Consider the following 19454-nt stretch of genomic DNA (forward strand, 5'->3'; position numbering starts at 1 on the left):
TCCGTCAGTCGGCGTCGGGCGCGGCCCAGACGGCCTCGCCGGTGGAGAGCACGTCGCCCTTGTCGTCGAGCGCCCAGACCTGGGCGCCGCCGTCGTGCGGGATGCCGGCGAGGCGGATCGGGGTGTCGACGTAGGCGGGCGCGACCGCGCGCATGGAGAACCGGGCGACCGGGCGGTCCGGCACGTTGCGGACGCAGAAGTCGAGCAGCAGCAGCTCCAGTAGCGGCCCGTGGACGATGAGGTCCGGCTGGCCCTCGACGTCGCGCACCCAGTCGCGGTCGTAGTGGATGCGGTGGCTGTTGAACGTGAGCGCCGAGAACCGGAACAGGTGCACCGGGGTGATGGTCAGCTCACCGGCCCACGCCCACTCGTCCCCGGCCGGGCCGGCCACCGGCCGTGGCGCGGAACCGGGCGGGGCGTCGCCGAGGAACACGTCGCGCTGCCGGATGGACGTCACGACCTCGGCGCCGGACCGGATGGTGCTCTCCAGCGTGACGAACACCAGCGGCCCGCTGCCACCGGTCTTCTCGCGGACCTCGCCGAGCGTCGTCGTCAGCTCGAGCGTCTCGCCGAACCGGATCGGCCGGTGGAAGGTCAGCTCCTCGCCGGCGTACAGGCGGCGCGGCAGCGCGATGTCCGGCGTGACGCCGTCGGCGCCGGGTGTCCCGTCGGGGCGCAGCTCGTCCAGCGCCGGCAGGGGGAGGAAGTACAGCTTGTGCCAGCCCGGCGGCAGCAGGCCGGGCGCGGCCGGGTCCGACGGCGCGAACGTGTCGCGGTACGCGCGGGCCGGCTCGGGCCGGATCGTGTCGGTGCGGCTGGTCACAGCGACCTCCAGGTCCAGCGGCCGCCGAGCAGCGTCGCGGCGACCGTCATGGCGCGCAGGCCCGGCTCGTCCGCCGTCAGCGGGTCGGCCTCGACGACGACCAGGTCGGCCGGGTCGCCGGCGGTGAGCGTGCCGCGGCCGCGGGCGCTGGCGGCCAGCGCGGCCTGGATCGGCAGCCGCTGCTCCGGATGCCACGGCGCGCGCCCGTCGCGGTGCCGGTGGACGGCCGCCGCGATCGACACCCAGGGGTCCAGCGGCGCGACCGGTGCGTCGGAGCCGAGCCGGAGCACGGCGCCGGCGGCGTGCAGCGACCCGTAGGCGAACGCGTGCTCGGCGTGCCCGGCCCAGTGCCGGTCCGCGACGTCGCGGTCGTCCATGGCGTGCTCCGGCTGGACGCTCGCGACCACGCCCAGCCGGGCGAACCGGGGCACGTCGGCCGGGCGGACCAGCTGCGCGTGCTCGATGGTCCCGGGGATGGCCAGCTCCTCGAACGCGTCGAGGACCTCGGTGTTCGTGCGGTCGCCGATCGCGTGCACGGCGGCGTCGATGCCGTTGCCCGTGGCCGTGCGCAGCAGCCGCCGCAGCTCGGCCCCGTCGACGCTCTGCACGCCGTGGTCGGCGGTGCCGGGGTAGGGCTGCCAGCAGTACGCGGTACGGGTGTTGAGCGAGCCGTCCGCGACGACCTTGAGCGGGCCGACGCGCACCAGCCCGTCCTGGTCGAGCACGTCGTCGCTGCGGTGCCCGGCGCGGATCGCGGCGTCGAGCCGGGACGGCCAGACGGACGCGTCGACGCGCAGGGACGTGACGCCGGCGGCGACCCGTTGCGGCCAGAGCGCGAGGTTGTCGTCGTTCTCGAAGTCGACGACGCCGACGACGCCCCGGGCCGCGGCCGCGTCGGCGGCCGCGCGGAAACCGTCGATACCGTAGTGGGTCTGGGCGTCGATGCGCTGCAGCGTCCCGATCCACTCCGTCTCGCGCAGCAGGCCCGACGGTGGCAGCGTCAGGCCGAACGCGGCCGCGGCGGCGGTGTTGAGCCAGCCGCAGTGCAGGTCGCCGCTGACCAGCACGACGGGATGGGTCCCGGCCGCGGCGTCGAGCAGCGTCACGGACGGCTGGTCCGGCCAGAGCGCGTCGCGGAACCCGTACCCGACCAGCACGCCGGATTCAGCGCCCGCGGCCAGCCGGGCCCGGACCCGCTCGGCGGCGTCGGCCGCGCTGGTCGTCGTGGCCAGGTCGAACCGGGCGCGGGCGGCGACCCACTGGGTGAAGTGCACGTGCGCGTCCCACAGGCCGGGTCCGACGAACCGGCCGTCGAGGTCGACGACCTCCGCCTCGCGCGGCGCCGGTGCGCCGGGCGGGGCGACCGCGGTGAGCCGGCCGTCGTCGATGAGGACGTCGACGGCCTCGCCGCCGTAGCGGCGCCCGCCGCGCAGCAGCAGCGCCATCAGATCGCCCCCGCCTCGCGCAGCGCCGCGACGGTGTCCGCGTCGTAGCCGGCCAGCGCCGTCAGCACCAGCTGGGTGTGCTCGCCGAGCCGGCTGGCCCGCAGCGTCGTGTCGGCCGGCGTCTCGCTGAGCTTCACCGGCTGGCCGAACATGCGCACCGGCCCGAACTCCTCGTGGTCGACGGCGATGACCATCTCCCGCTCCGCCGTGGCCGGGTCGTCGACGACCTCGCCGACGTCCTTGACGGCGGTGAGCGGCACGGTGTCGCCGGCCAGCGCCTCCAGCTCGTCCTTCGTCCGCTCGGCGAACCAGCCGAGCACGATGGGCCGCACCCGCCGCTCGTAGACGTCCTTCTCGAACCGCTTGCGCATGGAGTCGATCTCGGGGTCGGCGGCGTGCTCGGGCGTCCCGAACAGCTCGCAGCTCAGGCGCCAGAACTTGTCGGTGTACCCGCCGAAGAAGACGTAGCCGTCGGCGCAGGGGAACAGCTCGTAGGGCCGCACCCACGGGTGCTGGTTGCCCGTGTGCGTGGCGACCACGCCGTCGACGGTGTAGTTGACGACGGCGTTCTCGGTGAGCGCGACGACGCTGTCGACCTGGGCGACGTCGACGAGCTGGCCGGCGCCGGTCCGCTCGGCGTGCCGCAGGGCGGTGAGCGTCCCCGTCACGGCGAAGAGCGTGGCGGCGAGATCGCCGATCACGGTGCCCACGCGGACCGGCACGCCGTCGGGTGAGCCGTTCATCGACCACAGCCCGCCGGCCGCCTGAGCGGTGCTGTCGAAGGCGGGCTTGGTGCGGTTGCGGCCGGTCTGCCCGTAGCCGGAGATCGCGGTGTACACCAGCCGCGGGTTGGCCTCGTGCAGCACGTCGTAGCCGACGCCGAGCTTGTCCATCGTCCCCGGGCGGAAGTTCTCGATCACGATGTCGGCCCGCTTGGCGAGGTCGATCAGCGCCTGCTTGCCCGCCTCGGTGGCGAGGTCGAGCGTGATGCCGAGCTTGCCGCGGTTGTACTGCGCGAAGTAGCCGCTCAGCTCCTCGTCGCCGTGGCGGAGGTAGGGCGGGAAACCGCGGGTGACGTCGGGGTCGCGCGGGTTCTCGATCTTGATGACGGTGGCGCCGAAGTCGGCCAGGATCTCCGCGCAGTAGGGCCCGGCCAGGACCCGGGACAGGTCGAGGACCACGACGCCCGAGAGGGCGCCGGTGCGGTGCGGCAGCGTCACGTGAGGACCTCCGAGTGGGCCAGCAGGGCGGTGGCGACCCGCGAGGCGATGGCGGTCCGGCCCAGCCGCTCGGCCATCCATGCGCTGGTGCGGACGAGGGCGTCGAGGTCGAGGCCGGTCTCGATGCCGAGGCCGTGCAGCATCCACACGAGGTCCTCGGTGGCGAGGTTGCCGGTCGCGCCGGGCGCGTACGGGCATCGTCCCAGGCCACCGATCGAGGCGTCGAACTCGGTCACGCCGGCGAGCAGGGCCGCGTACACGTTGGACAGCGCCTGGCCGTAGGTGTCGTGGCCGTGCAGCGCGATCGACTCCGGCGGGACGCCGGCCGCGCCCAGCGCGCCGACGACCGTCCCGATCTGCCCGGGTGTGGCGACGCCGATGGTGTCGCCCAGCGAGATCGTCGCGCAGCCGGCGGCGTACAGCGCGGCGGCGATCTCGGCGACGGCTGCCGGCTCGACCGGGCCCTCCCACGGGTCGCCGAAGGCCATCGACACGTAGCCGCGGACGGCCAGGCCTGCGCTCCGGGCCGCCGCGGTGACGTCGGCCGCCTTCTGTGCGGCGGCGTCGCGGCCGTTGTTGAGGTTGGCCCGCGCGAACGACTCCGTCGCGCTGGCGATCACCGCGATCTCGCCGACGCCGGCCGTTCGCGCACGGTCGAGGCCGCGCCGGTTGGGGATCAGGCAGACGGTGCGGACGCCGGCCAGGCCGCCGTCGCCGTCCAGCTCGTCCAGCAGGTCCTCCGCGTCGGCCAGCGCCGGGATGACGCCGGGTGGGACGAAGCTGGTCACCTCGAGGTTCCGGACGCCGGCGGCGGCGAGCCGGCGGCAGAACTCCGCCTTCACCGCGGTCGGCACGACGGCGGACTCGGCCTGCAGCCCGTCGCGCGGCCCGACCTCGTACACCGTCACCGTCGACGGCAGCCCGTCCGCGCGGGCGACCAGGGGCCGGGGCTCCCAGAGCGCGCTCATGGCGTCCTCAGCTCCCGCAGCACCTGCTCGGCGTGCTCGACCCGGATCCGGCCGTCGGCGACCAGCCGGCCGGCGACCGCCGTCACCTCATGGGGGAGGGCGCCGGCGGAGGCGGCGATCGTGCGCGCGTGCAGCGTCATGTGGCCGCGCTGGATGCCCTCGGTGGCCAGCGCCCGGCAGGCGGCGAGGTTCTGCGCGAGGCCGACCGACGCGATGACGTCGGCCAGCTCGGTGGCGGTCTCGACGCCGAGGATCGCCAGTGCGGCGCGGGCGACCGGATGGGCGCGGGTGGCCCCGCCGACCAGCCCGACCGCGAGCGGCAACTCGATGGACCCGGCCAGGTTGCCGTCGGCGTCCTTCTCGAACCGCGACAGCGCCGAGTAGCGGCCGTCGCGGACCGCTTGCGAGTGGCAGCCGGCCTCGACCGCGCGGGTGTCGTTCCCCGTCGCCAGCACCACGGCCGTCACGCCGTTCATGATGCCCTTGTTGTGGGTGGCCGCGCGGTACGGGTCGGCCTCGGCGAAGGCCGAGGCGAGCACGATGCCGTCGACGACCCCGGGGCCGCCGAGCAGCTCGGCGTCGAACACGGCGCGCGCCCGGGTGACCCGCAGCTCGGCCTTGTTGCTGAGGATGCGCAGGAGCGGGCGGCCGCCGGCCAGCTCGGCCAGCCGCGGCGCGACCGCCTCGGCCATCGTGTTGACGGCGTTGGCGCCCATCGCGTCGCGCACGTCCACCGTCAGATGCACGATGACCTGGTCGCCGAGCCGGGTGCCGAGCACCCGTGCGTCGACGCCGCGCATGCCGCCGCCGAGCGATGCGAGCACCGGGTCCTGCTGGTCGGCCAGCGCCATGATCTCCGCGGCGGCCTCGAGGATGCGGGCCCGGGCGCCGTTCGGGTCGACGACGTCGACCAGCTGGATCTGCGCGATCATCACCGAGCCGGTGTTCGACGTGTGGAAGCCTCCGTGCGCCCGGGCCATCCGCGCCGCGTTGCTGGCGGCGGCGACGACCGACGGCTCCTCGGTGGCCATCGGCACCAGCCGGTCCCGCCCGTTGACGGTGAAGTTCGTGGCGACGCCCACCGGGACCGCGATCGCGCCGATGACGTTCTCGATGAGGTGGTCGGCCTGGTCCAGGCCGAGGCCGCGGACCGGGTCGAGGACGTCCAGCGCGTCGGCCGCGACGTCGGCGTGCTGCGCCACCAGGCGCCGCCGGTCCTCGACGCTGTGGTCCCTGAGGCCGGGAATCCGGCTCGTCACGGCCATGAACGCTCCTTCGCTTCCGGCGGGCCGCCACCTTCGGTGGCCGCGCGTCCACGCTAGGCGGCGCCCGCTCGGTGCAGGTATGGGACGAACGCCCACGATCACGGCCGGGTCATGGGTGGTTCGCCCGTCCGCCGGCGCTGACGGCGGCACCGGCACCGGCACCGGCGCCGGCGCCGGCCAGGCCGTGGGCGAGCTCGTCGAGCCGGACGGCCAGCGAGATGCGGAACAGCCGCTCGTCGTCGCGCCAGTCCGCGCCGAGGATGGTGGCGATGCGCTCCAGCCGCTGGAGCACGGTGTTGGTGTGGAAGCGCAGCAGCCGCGCGGTCTTCGTCGGGCTGGCGTTGCACCGCACGAACGCCCGCAGCGTGGCAAGCAGCTCGGTGCCCTTCTCGTCGTCGTAGGCGCGGACCGCGCCGATGGTCGCGTCGAGGAACGCGGTCAGCGTGGCGGCGTCGGCGTCGAAGACCGACGCGTAGGGCAGGTACTCGTCGGTGCTCACCGAGCGGCCGGTCACCCCGATCGCCTCCAGCAGCCGCGCCGTCCGCGCCGCCAGCGTGAACCGTCCGCCGAGCTCCGCGGGCGAGGACGCCGGCGCCGCCGTGACGCCGAGCACCGGGTGTGCGGTGTGCTGGGCGATCCGCTCGCGGAGCGTGCCGGCGTCCATCGTCGTCCGGGTGGAGTCGACGATCGCGGTCACGTAGCCGCGGCACTCGCCGACCAGCCCCTGGCCGCGCAGCAGCCGCATGAGCAGCCGCTCGGCGGCGGCCCGGGCGCCGCCGTCGACGGCGAAGACGTGCACGGTGTCGAGGTCGGCGGGCACGACGTCGAAGGAGCGGGCCCGCCGCGCGATGTCGTCGCCGCGCTCCCGCCAGGCTTCGAGGATGTCGGCGACCAGCCCGGACTGCAGCCGTCGCTCGGTGTCGGCGACGGCCTTGAGCTGCAGCTCGACCAACGCGCAGACCTGGGCGGCGCGCTCTACGGTCCGCCGGTCGACCGGCCCGAGCTCGAAGTCGCCGGGCCCGAGGATGAGCGCGCCGAGCGCTTCGGCGCCCGCGGTGACGGCGGCGACGGCGGCGACGGCGTCGCCTGCGCGGCCCGGTCTGCCTGGGACGATGGCGCACAGGCCCGAGGACCGGCTCCGCTCGATGGCCGCGGCCGTCTCCCGGTCCAGCGCGACGGTGGTGTTGGCCGCCGTCCCGGCCGAGTCGGCGACGACCCGCGCGTCGGCGTCGACGATCGTGACGGTCCGCGACAGCGCGGCGGCCAGCGTCTTGGCGATCTGGCCGACACCGCCGCCGCGCAGCACCGCCTGGACCAGCTCCTGGTGCACGGTGTTGGCGCGGTCGCGCTCGGCCAGGTGCTCGGTGAGCCGCCCCAGCGCCCGGCGCGCCTCGTCCTCGGAGCGGCGCAGGTGCCGCAGCATGTCCGCCGTCTGCAGCACGACCGACGCGTGGTCGGCGAGCGCGGACAGCACCGAGATCTGCTCCGGCGTGAAGACCGACTCCCGCCGCGTCGCCACGAACAGCACGCCGAGCACGTCGTCGCCGGTGAGCATGGGCACGCCCAGCAGCGAGACCAGCCCCTCCGCCTCGACGGCGCGGTCCACCGTGGGCTCGTGCCGCTGCGGCGGGTAGCTGCCGTAGCGGCCCACCCACCGTGCCGTCCGCGACTCGACGATCTCGCTGACCAGGCCGCGGCCGGCCGGCACCAGCAGGTGCTGGAACTCCGGGCTCACCGCGCCGATCGTCGTGCGCACGCGCAGCTCTCGGGTCTCCGGATCCAGAACGGACAGGTAGGTGACATCGCAGCCCATGATCTCGTGCGCGCGGTTCACCAGCCGGTCCAGCAACAAGTCGGCGTCGCGCACCTCGGCGAGCTCGCGGGCGCTGGAGAACAGCGCGGCGATCTCGTGCTCGCGGCGGCGCAGCCGCACACTCTCGCCGTGCGCGCGGTGCACCAGGTCCGCGGCCCGGTCCGCCTCGTCCTCGCCCAGGCCGAGCCGCTCGAACGCGCCGGCCAACTCCCTCGGCCCCGCCCCGACGTCATCGATCACCGCCGAGACGATGGTGTCGACCGCCTGGAGCTTGGAGGATTCGTCCACCAGAACCTCCTCTATATGGGTGGCGTCACCATACGACGCGCACTCGGATGTCGGCGACGGTTGCTGTCCGTGAGGTGGCGGAGCTTGCCCGTGTTTCGTTGCCTGTGCCCGGCTACCTCGCCAAGGGCGGGTTCAGGATCTTGTGGTCCAGCCTCCTAACCCGCTCGCACAGCGCGGGCGGTTTAGGCATCTCGTCGCCCGCGTCTCCTGGCCGCCCAGCGGCCACTCCGCTGCGTTGAAGGCTGCGATCCGCTCGTTCAGCTGCTCACAGATCGCCTTCCCGCGGACGTCGACATGCTTCGAACGGATCTCGGGCCTGGCCGAGGTGGGGGCGTTGGCGGCGAGAGCGGTACGGCGGCGACAGCAGTTCTGCCCGCTCGATCGCCGGACCGGGAGGCTCGGTGCGCCCCAGGGCTGAACCCGCAGATCCCCGCAGCGCACCTAGGCTGGGGTTCGGGCTAGACATTTGAGCACAGCGTCAGTTCGCCCAGAATGACGCAGACATGGTTGCTAAACCTCGACCAGACGGACTCGTTTTGCGCGTGCACCCTTTGGCGTTTGAGCTGGCTCAAACACACAGTGTGCACCTTCGAACAGCGAATCCCAATCAGCCCGGTTCCGCAGGTCGCTGATGTGAAAGAAGAACCTCGCCTTCCCAGCAGTGACGAATCCGAAGCCCTTGTCTACGACCAAGGCATGGATAATTCCGGTCCTACGGTTTTCAAACGATGCGTTACGGCCGAGCACCGTGTCAATGCGAGCGACGAACTGAGCCGCCTGCGCGGCCGCATAGTCCACGCTCTGCTCCGCTAATGCTGCCGAAACATTCCGCAATGCGATCAGGCGATCGGCGGCCTCGCCCTCAATCAACCTGCTGTCCACCTCTTCAGCAAGCTCGACACCCGATTCGACGTACTCCACTGCTTCGTCGAACTGTCGAATGCTTCTCAGCTGCCCGACCGCCGACTGTGTTGCGCGAAGCGTTAGAACGCAAGCCGCCCGACGATGGTTGCTGCTTGCAGTTCGACTGGTAGCGACTCCGGTACCGGCTGTAATGGCCGCAGCCATGTCGCCCAAACAGAATTGCGCCCAAGCAACTTGCCCGGCGACTTCTGAACTCGATGGTTCATTGCGTGCGGCACTCTGCAAGAGCTCCAGGGCCCTTTGCGGGTCTCCAACTGCATCGAGCAGAAACGTACCGAAATGGAAAAGGACAGCAGCCGAGTTCGGAGCAAGTTCCGACGCTCGATCATAAGCGGCCTGAGCTCCACCTTGGTCGCGACTCAGGGCTCGCACGAAGCCCTCCACTCGCCACGCCTCATAGTAGCTAGGCGCAAGTAGTTGCGCCTCAAGGCAGTGCTCCAATGCCGCGCCGGGGTCGGTGAACGCCACGGCGATCGCCGTGCGCAGAAGCCCTGCAGCATGAAAATCACCGGGGCCTCGGACGTGGACGCTGGTAGGCGCAAAGGGCGACGCCGTGTTCGCTGCCGCCATCTCGATACCAAGAGCCCGAAGTTCTTCGCTCCGCTGAAGAAGCCAGTTGCGCTCTTCCGTCTCAACAGGGTGATGCTTGTCCAGGTACTGCCGGGCAAAGTCTGAAAGCTCGTATCCGGTGTCGAGGCTTTCTCCAGAGGTCTGGCTCGACATAGCTGTGAAGTTGGTGGTAAGGAGTTCCAGAAGCGCCGCCTGGGTTTTTGAAGCCGTGAAGTCGTTCAGGAACGCAAGCTCAGCCTGATTCTTCGCACCTGCCAACACTTGCATTGATCGCAACGCCGCTCGAGCGTCCTCAGATAGGTAGTCGTAGACGTTCGACATGCAGAAGTCGAGGAGCAGCTCGTTGTTGCCTAGAAGGTCCTCGGGCCGCCGACCGGACTGAACGCCGGCAACGAACCATCGTATGTATGCTGGATGACCAGCCATCCGTCGGGCCAACAATTCCACGGTCGGCTGGTCGAGTTCGTTGAGTTGGCGCACGTCCCGGATGCGCGCAAGTGCACGCAGCAGCCTCGCTGCCTCGTCGTCGGCGAGGGGCGCCAATTGAACTGGGTTCTCGATACCCAGTCCAATGCGGCTGGTCACGATCACTTTGCTCCCCATTGGCAACTCAAGGAGGAACTGACGCAGGCGGTTATCGAGGACCGTTTCTAGGTTGTCAAGCAGAAGCAGGATCCTGAAGTTCTCCATGTATGCAAGAACCTCTGCGACTGGGTCGGCGGCGTCATCTAAGCCCGACAGCTCGGCAGCCGCAGAACCGATTAGCCCCAGCGAAGTCTCAATGGCGCCATTGATTCGGCGAATCTCATTCGGCGTCAAAATCGTTGCTTTAGCAGTTACCCACACAATAGCGTCGAATGGCTGCTTCGGATCTTCGAGCAGTTCGTATGCCGCTTTCAGTGCGATCGAAGTCTTCCCGACACCACCATCGCCGAGAATCGAGACAACCGGGTACGCGCCCTTGATCGCCTTCATGATGCGACGCAGTTCGCCTTGCCGGCCGAAGAATCCGGTCTCATCGAAGTCCGGAACTGGAAGGTTGTGTTGAGGCCCATTATCGGGGTCAGCGGGAAGACTGATAGTCAGCCCGAGCACGAAGGATGGGTCAGCACTTAAGCGATCCAGAATCGCCTTTAGCTCGTCCCAATATGGACTGGTGAGGGCCGATAGCTCCTTGGCCAGGTCGACCAAGAACGACGAGTCGTCAATTTCCATCGGCCTGGTGTGGGCTACTCGATTGCGAATGGCCACTGTTCTTGCGGCAGATGGCGCCAGGATCTTCAGGCTGGCACGAAGGTCTTGGGGCAGGTCCGCCGCCTTGGATGCCAACGCCTCGTAGCTCTCCGCAAAATCGAGATAGGCCAGCAGCCCTGGTAAATCCGACGTGGCCGATAGCCCGTCCCTCACCCTTCGGGCGTTCGCCTTCACGATTCGATCCGTCGGAATCAGATCGTCAACGCTCTGGTCGCCGAGGTACTCTTGGATGCTCACTCGCATGTCATGCTCCATTGCGGCAAGCAGAGCGAAGCAGGTCAATCTGGTAGCACTGAAGCTCACGAATTGCCCCCGATCCCGCATGTCGAATTCCGCAAGGACGGCATCGATGCCCTACAGCCTGTGGGGCACGATGCCGCTGCAGTCCAAGAAGTCTAGCTCCACAAACAGGCGTAGGGTGGATTGCCTGGTAAAGTTATTCTGCCGCGTAATGGCTTGCTCGGATGCGGATGGAGCCGTGGTGACGCGGTCCGCCACGAGCGGCGAGAGCTAGCTCGTATGGCAGGCAGGAGCGCACCAACGACAGCCGTTCACCTGCCTGAAGTGGTTCTTCGCGGCCTGCACAGCGGAGGAGCAACCTCCGTGGTACCCGAGGTCCACCCGGTTGGCGGGCGTTGGCAGGCATGACTTGTTGGCCGTGACGTCGTGAACCTCGTGGTCGCCGTTCGACTGGGCGATACTGTTCACGCAGAAGGTTGGCATCCGTCAACTCCTAACCGTAGGAGCCCAGGGTGGCAGACACCCCGGACACAACCTTCCGCAAACGATGCAGAGCGCGGCGGCACGATGTTCCATGTTGCCTGAACGACCCCTCGCTCTGGTCAGTCAGACCCGCGCATGGGCGTCCAGACGGATTGCTGGAGCGTGTCATTCCGCCGCGTCTGCAGTAAGGGCACGGCACATGAGCTCCTCTGACCAGTCAGCGCAGGTATGGGACGACCGACGCGCCGAAGAGGCGCAGCTGTGTGATCGGGTCGGCGACCGGCCAGATGAAGACCGCGTCGACGCCGGCGTCGGCGTACCGAGCCAGCCTCGCGGCGCACACCTCGGCGGGCCCGATCAGCACTTGGTCGGCGAGGGTGACCGGGTCCCGGCCGAGCATCCGGGCCAGGGCGCCGAGTCTCGTCCGCGCCTCGGCTGCAGTATCGGTCAGGTAGGTCCACATGGTCGCGAGGGCGATCGGGAAGGCGTGCGGGTCTCGCGCGGCGGATTCCAGCGCGCGGTGCAGGAGGTCGCGGCCCGCGGAGATCTGGTCGGGGGTCGTGTTGTAGGCCGAGGCCAGCCAACCGTCGCCGAGGCGGGCCACCCGGCGAAGTCCGGCTGCGGAGCCCCAGCTGCCGATCCAGATCGGGATCGGCCGGGTCGGCCGGGGCTCCAGGGCGGGCGTCTCGTAGAAGCGGCCCAAACCCGGTACGTGGTCGTCGGTGAGTGCGGCGCGGAGCACGCGGACCGATGCGTCGAACCGCGGCCACCGCTCCTCGAACGGCACCCCGGCCGCGCCGTAGTCGGCGGCCGAGGATCCCGGACCGACACCGAGCACGAAGCGACCACCGGACAGCGCGTCCAACGCCGCGGCGGCCTTGGCCACCGCCGCCGGCCCCCGGACCACAGACAGGGCCACGGTGGTGGCCAGAGTCAGGCCGGCACTGCGATCCATGACGGTGGACAGCGCGACGATCCCGTCCAGCCACGGTCGCTGGAACACCAGGTGGTCATTGGCGCTGATCGCGCTGAACCCCGCCTCGCGTGCGGCATCCACGTAGCCGGCCAACGAGGGGAATCCCGAACCGTCGACATCGATCAGCGGCAGGTGCGCCCCGAACCACACAAGCCGACCTTAGCGGCCGCACAGTCGGCCGTAGATTCTCGAGCCACTACGGCGTGACCACCGGCCGCGGCACCGGACCTCTGCCCTCGTTGAGGCAGACGTACACTCCCGCGTCGCCGAAGCCGACCAGGTCGGCACGGCCGTCGCCGGTGAGGTCGGCGGCCACGCGATGGTGTGCACCCTCACGCCACCCCATGCCGTAGCCCAGGTCGGGGACGCAGAATTGCGGTGACTTCGGGCCCGTCGTGTCCAGGACCAGCGCCCAGATGCCGTCGTCGCCGAAGCCCACCACATCCATGGCGCCGTTGCCCGTCAGGTCGGCCAGCAGCCGCGGGTCGCGGCCGACGTGCCACTCGAGGTCTGGCATCGCCTGGCGCCCGAAGAAGGACACCAGATGGAGCGGCGGGTCGAAGGTGCCGTCACCACGACCCCGCGCCACCTGCACGCCCTGGTCGCCGAAGGCCACGACGTCGGCGCGCCCGTCGCCGGTCACGTCCGCGACGAAGCGCGGATGCCGGTCGGCCCGCCACCCCTGGGCCGCGCACAGCGCGTGCAGTCCTTCATGCGCCTCGGCGAACACGCCATCGCCGTTGTTGAGCGAGGTCCACACGCCGGCCGACCCGAACGTGACGAGGTCCGGCCGGCCGTCACCGGTGAGATCGGCCAGCAGGTCGGGATGGTCGGCGTTCGATCCATGGCGAAACCGATCGGACGTCTGCACCAGCTGCGGCGGGCCGAACCCGCCCGTGCCATCGCCAAGAGCCACGACCACCCCGTCGTCTCCGTAGCCCAACAGGTCGGCCCAACCATTGCCGGTGAGGTCCACGACGAACCGCTGGTGCTGCTCCACGCGCCAGCCCTGATTGACGCCGAAGCCGGCCAGCACGTACGCCGGCGGCGAGAAGCCGCCGGAGCCGTCGCCAAGCGAGATCCACACCCCGTCGTCGCCGAACGCGACGATGTCGCGGCGCCCCTGCCCGGTGAGGTCGGCCGGCACGCGCAGATGGCGACCCGACGACCAGCCGCCCTGATTCGGGGCGTACGCCGCCAGCACGTACGCCGGCGGCGAGAAGCCGCCGGAGCTGTCGCCCAGCGAGACCCACACGCCGTCGTCGCCGAACCCGACGATGTCGCCGCGCCCGTCACCGGTGAGGTCCGTGACGTATCGCGGATGAGTGTCCTCACGCCAACCCTGATCGGAGCCGAAGCCGGCCAGGACGAAGCGCGCCAGCGAGAAGGCCTGCCCATCCGGCACCGCCCAGGCACTGAACGGCGACTCCACCGCTTCCGATTCGGAGACGAACCAGTACCCCCGGGAGATCTGGTCCGGCAGGAGTGGTGGCACCCGCAGCCACGAGCCGAGACCGGGACCGAGAGAGACCCGGCAGGTGACGTTGAGGCCGGTGGTGCGATGCACCTCGACCGTGTCCCGCGAGAAGACGCCGAAGTCGGTCGCGGGCGGACGAGGAAAGGCTGCAGGGTGTTGGCCGACAAGTCCCATGGTGGAACCACCTCCAGAGCGTCGAGCCTGGCACCGACAGCGCCGCCGGACAATGACCTGCCGAGACAGGCCACAAGATGCGCGGCTGGAACATGTCGAGATCCCGGCCCCGGTTCCGTCCCAGCATCGAAGCGACCGGATCACCAACGGAGGATGGATCACATGACACACGTACGACGCTTCGACCACATCGGCATCACCGTGGCGGACCTGGAGCCGGCGACGGCGTTCTTCGTCGGGCTGGGTTTCGAGGTCGAGGGCACCGGATCCGTCGAGGGCGAGTTCGTGGAGACCGTCTGCGGCATCCCCGGCGCGCACTGCGAGATCGCGATGCTGCGGCTGCCCGCCGACGGAACCCGGCTGGAGCTGTCCAGCTTCGTCACGCCCGACCATGTGCCCGGATCGCCCGCGCCGATGGCCAACGAGCTGGGACTGCGCAATGTGTCCTTCGAGGTCGACGACCTCCAGGCGGCCGTCGACGCGGTGGCCGCGGACGGCTACGGGCTCGTCGGTGGTGTCGGCGAGTACGAGGGCAGTGTCCGCATGGCCTACGTCCGCGGCCCCGAGGGGATCATCGTGTCCCTGTTCGAGCAGATCGGCTGACGCGCCGTCACGCCGCCGCGAAGCGGCAGCCGCTGAACAGGGGGGCGTGGCCAGAGACCCTGATAAGGTTTCCTTATGGCACTGCTGGCCGAGTATCGCGACGCCAGGCGCGAAGAGGATCGCGCGCGGCTTCGGCGCGTGCTCGCCCTGCGCGCGATGGTGGCGACCGGGATGAGCCAGCGACAGATCGCCGGGGCACTCGGCATCACCCAGCCGGCCGTCAGCCAGCAACTCAAGTTCGCGCCCGAACTCGACGACGTGCACCCCGAGGTCCTGCTGGATGCTGCTGCGCCGATCCTCAAGGCGATAGCGACCGAACACGGCTACTCACGACTCGCGGTGTTCGGCTCCATCGCGCGCCACGAAGCGCGCGCAGACTCCGACATCGACCTGCTGGTGGAGGCACCTGAGGGCACGTCGTCGTTCGGGTTCGTTCGCTTCAAGCAGCTCCTCGAGCAGGTTCTCGGCCGCGAGATCGACCTCGTGTCGTATGGAGGCTTGAAGCCGAAACTCGATGACGACATCCGCGGCGATGCGGTCCTCCTCTGATGGACCGCAAGGCAGCCAAGGAGCTTCTCCACATCGAGGCTGGCTCGAACGCGTCGACGAGATCATTCAGCGTGGGAAGGACGCCTACTTCGCCGATGACCTCCTTCAGGAAGCCGGTGACTCGCTGATGATGAAGCTCGGCTAGGCCGCCAACGGGCGTGGAGTGGGCGCTGGCAGTGGCGAACCGACGAGATCAATCGCGACCTGATCTGGCTCATCTCTCGCGAGATCTCCCTTCCTTGCGGATCGTCGCGGGCACCGTTGTTTGCGCAAGCCGCTTCGACCATCGACGATCGCGACTGAGCATGGCTGGGCGCCCAGCGTGCTGCCACCTGCTCTGGACTGGATTGCGCTGGTTGTCGTGGGAGGGATGATGGCTACGCGCCCGATTGACGGGACTGCGATCCGGCGGTGGGCTCTTAGAGCCGCTGCGGTGTCCGCGCGTCTTGAGCGTCGCGAAGTGCCCGAAGGTCATGTCCGCTCCCGCGAGGTCGAGGAGTTCTTGGAGTCGACTGAGCCGCCGACGTCCAAGGCCTGATGTCTTTCGACCCTGAGTACGGCGAGACGCTGGTTGCCGCTGAGGACTTGGAGTCCCTGACGGAGCAGGTCCGTGCGTTGGTCTGTAATCCGGCCCGCAAGGCGGACGTGTTCGACCTGGAGCAGGCGATCTGGGCCCAGGTCGCCGCCGATCGGCTAACTGCGGTGTTGGAAGGGTCGCTCACGGCGGAAGAGATTCTCACCGACCACTTCGTGCGCCGGTTGCACAGCGACCTGTACGCCCGGATCTGGACGTGGGCCGGTCGTCATCGATGCTTGGAGACCAACGTCGGGGTCTCGCCCGAGCAGATTGCGGTCCGCTTGCGTTCTGATGTGGATGACTTGCGTGGGCGATGGTTACACGCGGCCGATCTGACCCCTCGTGCCCTGGGTGTATGGGGCTGTGCCACCGCCACAGTTCTGCCGACGAGCTCAGTGCTGCCGCCACATTGTGAGCGGGCACCAGCGCGCCTAGCGTCGGCGGCATGCGGCTCCTCGGCTTCAACACGGGCCGGATCCGCACCCAGGTGATCGACGGCGAGCGGGTCCGGACGCGTATGTGAAGGAGCCGGTCGCGCGGCCGTGGGTCATCATGCCGACCGGGGCCGCCGGCGACGAGGTCGCCGCGCACAGCGACCACCTGTACGCCTTCGACCGGGCCGGGTACGACCACTGGGCCGCGGAGCTGGGCGTGGGCCGCGACACGTGGAGCGACGGGTGGTTCGCCGAGAACCTGACGCTGGACACGATGGACCAGTCGGAGCTGCGCGTCGGTGACCACTACCGTGTCGGCGAGGCGGTGCTCGTCGTGACCGGGCCACGGGTGCCGTGCTGGAAGCTGACCTGGCGGCTGGGCCAGCCGAAGTCGTTCATGCGGCAGTTCCGGCTGTCCGGCCGGTCCGGCGCGTACTTCGGCGTCGTCGAGCCGGGCGTCGTGGAGGCGGGCGACGAGTTCACGCTGATCGGCCGGGAGGGCGGCGCACCGACGGTCGCCGAGCTGGCGCGGCTGTGCGACTCGGGCACCCGGATCACCACCGAGGAGCGGGCCGTGATCGACCGCGCGCTGGCGTCGCCGCATCTGAGCCCGACCGCCCGCGGCGCGCTCACGCTGAAGGTCGCGAACCTGGAGCGCGACGCGAGCGCCTCGGCCGCGGGGTGGCGGGGCTGGCGGCGCTTCGAGATCGACGGCGCCGTCGCGGAGACGGCGGAGGCGACGTCGTACCTGCTCCGGCCTGCCGGCGGCGGCGCACTGCCCGCGTTCCGGGCCGGACAACACGTCGTGGTCCGGCTGAGCGAGCCCGGGGCGGAGCCGGTGGTGCGGACGTGGAGCCTGTCGAGCTACGCGCGCGACCCGAGCCGGTACCGCATCACCGTCCGGCGCCGGCCCGGCGGGCGGGGCGGCGCGGCGCTGTCGCGGGCACCGGCCAGTGGGCTGACGGTCGAGCTGCGCGCGCCGGCGGGGGAGTTCCGCCTGGACCGCGGTGCCTTCCGTCCGGTGGTTCTGGTCGCGGCCGGCATCGGGATCACCCCGATGATCGCGATGATCCAGGCCCACCTCGACCGCGACGGGCACCGGCCGCCGCTGTGGCTGCTGTACGGGACGCCGGGCCCCGGCCGGGCCGCCTTCCGCGACTACCTCGACGATCTGTTCCCCCGGCACGACGACCTGCACCTGCACTACTTCCACTCCCGGACGTCCAAGGCCGAGCCGGGCGCCGCGACCGTCCACCGCGGCCGGATCACCGCCCCGCGGGTGGTGGACGTGCTGCGCGGCAACTACCTGCGGACAGCGGACGGCCCGGCCGCGATCCCGTGGTTCGAGAGCGACATCTACGTCTGCGGCTCCGCCGAGTTCACCGCGGCGGTGCGCGGCGGCCTGATCGAGGCCGGCGCCAACCCCGACCTCGTCCGCGCCGAGGACTTCGCCGCGGCCGCCACGCCCACCTTGCCGAGCCGCCAGCAGGACGCGACGGTGCGGTTCGGTCCCAACGGGCCGAAGTTGACCTGGGTGGCCCAAAGCGAGCGCAGCCTGCTCGAGCTCGCGGAGGACCACGGCCTGGAGCTGCCCTACGACTGCCGCGCGGGCAGTTGCCGCACCTGCGAGTCGCGCCTGGTGTGCGGCGACGTCGACGGCGCCGTCACGACGACGCCGGACGGCGCCCGGCGCGTGCTGCTGTGCGTGAGCTACCCGCGCTCGGACCACGTCGAGGTCGAGGCCCCATGATCATCGGCAATCCACCACGGCATGGCGGGGTCGATAGCCGATGATCATGGGGAGGTCGAGCGAGTGCGCCGTCAGTGGCGGCTGGCGCCGAGCAGCCGCACCCGGCAGGCCAGCTCGACGGAGAAGCGGGTGTCGGGGTCGTCGAGGTCGAGCTGCAGCACGTCGCGGATGCGCTTGAGCCGGTAGCCGACGGCGTTGGGGTGCAGGTTCAGCTCGCGGGCCGCCTGTGCCGGCGAGTTGCGGTGGGAGAGGTACGACAGCAGCGTCCGGACCGCCGTCGCCGAGCGCTCCGGGCCGAGCGCGTCGAGCGGGGCCAGGATGTCGCCCAGCAGGTTGCGGCTGATCGGCGACGCGTACAGGTCCAGGAGCACGCGGCGCAGGCCGGTCACGTCGGTCAGCTCGACGTCGCCGGGCCGGCCGGCGGCCACGGCCGACTCCGCGGCGATGCGCGCCTCGGCGGCCGACTGGCGCAGGCCGGTCGCGCCCAGCTGCGGCGTGCCCAGGCCCAGCGTGTACGCCCAGTCCGGGCCGGCCAGCGCGCCGGCGTGCCGCTGGATCCGGGTGGCGACCTCGCGCAGCCGGCGCTGGTGGTCCCCGGCGCCGTGCGCCTCGGTGCTGACCACCAGCACGTCGTCCTGGATGAAGGCGATGTGCCACATCTCCGCCCGCGCGGCCACCAGCTCCAGCGCGAACAGCTCGAGCGCCGGCTCGACGCTGCGCGGCGGGCGCGCGTCGGGGTCGGTGAGGCCGGTCGGCTTGAGCCAGCCGACGACGTGGGAGAGCTGCAGCGGGAAGCCGAGCTGGGCGGCCTGCCCGACGAACCCCTCCACCCGCGCGGACTCGGCGAGCACCAGCTCCACGATCAGGTCCGCGCGCGACCGGGTCGGCGCGAACCGGTCGCGCACGTGCCGCTGCGCCACGCGCGATGCCAGTGACGCCACCACCGGGCCGACGAGGGCGGTCGCGCCGTCCGGCGCCGCGGCGACCAGACGCCCGATCGGCACCTCGCCGACGCACACGGCGTCGTTGTCGGCCCAGGTGACAGCGGGGTCGTCGACGAGCGAGAAGGGCACGCCGAGCGCCTGGCTCGCGGCCAGCAGGACGTCGTCGACCGACGCGTCGGCGCCGGCCGCCGCCGCGGTGGCCCGCTCGATCGCGTACCCGGCCCGGGTCAAGGTCTGCGACGCGCCTCCGGACAGCAGCCGGTCGATCGCGACGGCCAGCTCGGACAGCTTCGCCGCGGGCGCCGCCAGCACGGCGACGCCGCCGCGCTCGGCCAGCGACACGGCCGTCTCGGCCAGGGTGAGGTCGGTCGTGAACACCAAGCCGGCCAGCCCCCGCGCGCTGGCCCGCCGCAGCGCGACGTCGACCAGGTACGGCGCCGGGTTCTCGTGCGCGGGCACGATGGCCAGCGTGCCGGCCTCCAGCGCGTCGAGGGCGTCCAGTCCGGCGATGTCGACGCGCTCGACCCGGGCGGCGGCGGGTCCGGTGGCGGGTCCGGCGACGAGCCGCAGCCCGAGCCGGTCGCCGTGAGCGAGGAGGTCCGCCACCGACCACTGTGTCATGAGCACAATCATGCCGGATTCTCTGGACGCTCAACACATTGCGGCCCGCCCACCCG

General features: G+C 70.9%; 13 protein-coding genes. 3 read left to right on the forward strand and 10 right to left on the reverse strand.

Going from position 1 to position 19454, the window contains the following annotated elements; all coding sequences use genetic code 11:
• Positions 1-4: 4 nt before the first annotated feature.
• The 9 genes from C1I92_RS02145 to C1I92_RS02190 all read right to left on the reverse strand — a co-directional run bounded on the left by C1I92_RS02145 (position 5) and on the right by C1I92_RS02190 (position 13920).
• Positions 5-823 carry an HTD2 family dehydratase gene (locus C1I92_RS02145; RefSeq protein ID WP_158563917.1) on the reverse strand — a complete coding sequence of 273 codons (819 nt, stop codon included), beginning with the start codon at positions 821-823 and terminating at the stop codon, positions 5-7.
• Positions 820-2268 carry an amidohydrolase gene (locus C1I92_RS02150; RefSeq protein WP_111253005.1) on the reverse strand — a complete coding sequence of 483 codons (1449 nt, stop codon included), beginning with the start codon at positions 2266-2268 and terminating at the stop codon, positions 820-822. Before C1I92_RS02150 ends, C1I92_RS02145 begins: the two co-directional genes overlap by 4 nt.
• Positions 2268-3488, reverse strand: a complete 1221-nt coding sequence (locus tag C1I92_RS02155; RefSeq protein ID WP_199520870.1) for a CaiB/BaiF CoA transferase family protein — start codon at positions 3486-3488, stop codon at positions 2268-2270. Before C1I92_RS02155 ends, C1I92_RS02150 begins: the two co-directional genes overlap by 1 nt.
• Entirely contained in the window at positions 3485-4456 is a 972-nt protein-coding gene (locus tag C1I92_RS02160; RefSeq protein WP_111253007.1) for a hydroxymethylglutaryl-CoA lyase, read from the reverse strand. Before C1I92_RS02160 ends, C1I92_RS02155 begins: the two co-directional genes overlap by 4 nt.
• The gene (locus tag C1I92_RS02165) at positions 4453-5721 is read right to left on the reverse strand and encodes a hydroxymethylglutaryl-CoA reductase, degradative (RefSeq protein ID WP_111253008.1); all 1269 of its coding nucleotides are present in this window, start codon (positions 5719-5721) and stop codon (positions 4453-4455) included. The genes C1I92_RS02160 and C1I92_RS02165 overlap by 4 nt, the downstream gene beginning before the upstream one ends.
• A 109-nt stretch (positions 5722-5830) precedes the next feature.
• Positions 5831-7822 carry a helix-turn-helix domain-containing protein gene (locus tag C1I92_RS02170; protein WP_199520871.1) on the reverse strand — a complete coding sequence of 664 codons (1992 nt, stop codon included), beginning with the start codon at positions 7820-7822 and terminating at the stop codon, positions 5831-5833.
• A gap of 510 nt (positions 7823-8332) precedes the next feature.
• Positions 8333-10813: an NB-ARC domain-containing protein gene (locus C1I92_RS02175; protein ID WP_158563920.1), complete on the reverse strand. Its 2481-nt coding sequence runs from the start codon at positions 10811-10813 to the stop codon at positions 8333-8335.
• Between the two features lie 697 nt (positions 10814-11510).
• Positions 11511-12419 (reverse strand): LLM class flavin-dependent oxidoreductase, encoded by a 909-nt coding sequence (locus tag C1I92_RS02185; protein WP_111253012.1) that lies wholly within the window; start codon positions 12417-12419, stop codon positions 11511-11513.
• A gap of 46 nt (positions 12420-12465) precedes the next feature.
• A complete protein-coding gene (locus C1I92_RS02190; protein WP_111253013.1) occupies positions 12466-13920 on the reverse strand; it encodes an FG-GAP repeat domain-containing protein in 1455 nt (484 codons plus the stop codon).
• A 162-nt stretch (positions 13921-14082) separates the two neighbouring features.
• On the opposite strand from C1I92_RS02190, the gene C1I92_RS02195 reads away from it, so the two are divergent.
• From C1I92_RS02195 to C1I92_RS02210, 3 genes are all read left to right on the forward strand, one after another.
• Complete coding sequence (locus C1I92_RS02195) at positions 14083-14523, forward strand: VOC family protein (protein ID WP_111253014.1); 441 nt, start codon at positions 14083-14085, stop codon at positions 14521-14523.
• A gap of 75 nt (positions 14524-14598) precedes the next feature.
• Positions 14599-15072 (forward strand): nucleotidyltransferase domain-containing protein, encoded by a 474-nt coding sequence (locus C1I92_RS02200; protein ID WP_111253015.1) that lies wholly within the window; start codon positions 14599-14601, stop codon positions 15070-15072.
• A 1096-nt stretch (positions 15073-16168) separates the two neighbouring features.
• Complete coding sequence (locus tag C1I92_RS02210) at positions 16169-17833, forward strand: MOSC domain-containing protein (RefSeq protein ID WP_111253017.1); 1665 nt, start codon at positions 16169-16171, stop codon at positions 17831-17833.
• Between the two features lie 71 nt (positions 17834-17904).
• Here the strand turns inward: C1I92_RS02210 and C1I92_RS02215 are convergent, their stop codons facing one another.
• Positions 17905-19398, reverse strand: a complete 1494-nt coding sequence (locus C1I92_RS02215) for a PucR family transcriptional regulator (RefSeq protein ID WP_111253018.1) — start codon at positions 19396-19398, stop codon at positions 17905-17907.
• Positions 19399-19454 lie beyond the last annotated feature (56 nt).

Source organism: Jiangella anatolica (assembly GCF_003236295.1).
GTDB lineage: Bacteria > Actinomycetota > Actinomycetes > Jiangellales > Jiangellaceae > Jiangella > Jiangella anatolica.

What these genes read in the sequence shown, in the direction of transcription:
- C1I92_RS02150 (WP_111253005.1), bottom strand. Translation starts at nt 2,268, where the DNA reads ATGGCGCTGCTGCTGCGCGGCGGGCGCCGCTACGGCGGCGAGGCCGTC.
- C1I92_RS02160 (WP_111253007.1), bottom strand. Translation starts at nt 4,456, where the DNA reads ATGAGCGCGCTCTGGGAGCCCCGGCCCCTGGTCGCCCGCGCGGACGGG.
- C1I92_RS02165 (WP_111253008.1), bottom strand. Translation starts at nt 5,721, where the DNA reads ATGGCCGTGACGAGCCGGATTCCCGGCCTCAGGGACCACAGCGTCGAG.
- C1I92_RS02175 (WP_158563920.1), bottom strand. Translation starts at nt 10,813, where the DNA reads ATGCGAGTGAGCATCCAAGAGTACCTCGGCGACCAGAGCGTTGACGAT.
- C1I92_RS02190 (WP_111253013.1), bottom strand. Translation starts at nt 13,920, where the DNA reads ATGGGACTTGTCGGCCAACACCCTGCAGCCTTTCCTCGTCCGCCCGCG.
- C1I92_RS02195 (WP_111253014.1), top strand. Translation starts at nt 14,083, where the DNA reads ATGACACACGTACGACGCTTCGACCACATCGGCATCACCGTGGCGGAC.
- C1I92_RS02200 (WP_111253015.1), top strand. Translation starts at nt 14,599, where the DNA reads ATGGCACTGCTGGCCGAGTATCGCGACGCCAGGCGCGAAGAGGATCGC.
- C1I92_RS02215 (WP_111253018.1), bottom strand. Translation starts at nt 19,398, where the DNA reads ATGACACAGTGGTCGGTGGCGGACCTCCTCGCTCACGGCGACCGGCTC.